Origin of the sequence: Desulfovibrio sp. JC022, assembly GCF_010470665.1 — a bacterium.
In the GTDB taxonomy this organism is placed as follows: Bacteria; Desulfobacterota; Desulfovibrionia; order Desulfovibrionales; family Desulfovibrionaceae; genus Maridesulfovibrio.
Map to the genome: position 1 here is coordinate 1 of NZ_VOPZ01000071.1, position 575 is coordinate 575.

The 575-nt window shown below is 42.4% G+C and carries 2 protein-coding genes and 1 pseudogene; all 3 read left to right on the top strand.

Annotated elements, in window-relative coordinates; genetic code table 11:
- The first annotated feature begins 31 nt into the window (after positions 1–31).
- The 3 genes and pseudogenes from FMS18_RS21270 (at position 32) to FMS18_RS21280 (ending at position 456) form a co-directional block, all read left to right on the top strand.
- Positions 32–115, top strand: a complete 84-nt coding sequence (locus tag FMS18_RS21270) for a hypothetical protein (protein WP_368854191.1) — start codon at positions 32–34, stop codon at positions 113–115.
- Between the two features lie 54 nt (positions 116–169).
- Positions 170–226 (top strand): annotated as a pseudogene (locus tag FMS18_RS21275) (hypothetical protein); the annotation flags it as partial.
- Between the two features lie 26 nt (positions 227–252).
- Positions 253–456: a hypothetical protein gene (locus FMS18_RS21280; protein WP_368854192.1), complete on the top strand. Its 204-nt coding sequence runs from the start codon at positions 253–255 to the stop codon at positions 454–456.
- Positions 457–575 lie beyond the last annotated feature (119 nt).

Consider the following 575-nt stretch of genomic DNA (forward strand, 5'->3'; position numbering starts at 1 on the left):
TGGAAGACATTTGATGACCTCATTTCTTTCAATGAAGGGCCTAACGGAGTTGACTAATGTTGTGGGAAATTGGAGCGATAAGCGTGCTTCTGCCGTGGCCATGGAAGACATTTGATGACCTCATTTCTTTCAATGAAGTCACTACTTCGCACTAGTTTCTCGGTACTATGCATATGATCCAATATCAAAGGAAATGATAGCATTGAAACGTATACTCATCAGATAACAGCAATACCTGATCACTACTTCGCACTGGCTTCTCGGTACTATGCGTATGATCCAATATCAAAGGAAATGATAGCAKTGAAGGATGAGACTAMTCCAATTGAGGRGTGGSAGCATATAGMWYAGCTAAAGGGTAGTGCTGGAGTAAGCATACGATACCCCGCATGGAATGGGATAATATCACAGGAGGTACTAGACTACCTTTCATCCTACATAAATAGACGCATATAAGTACGCATTTAAGCATAAACACGCACTATGCCGTTCTTCTCATGTATATATATATACAGGCAACACGCAGATATAGGTGCGACGTGAACAGTGAGCTGTATGTGCGCAGCTCGCGTTGC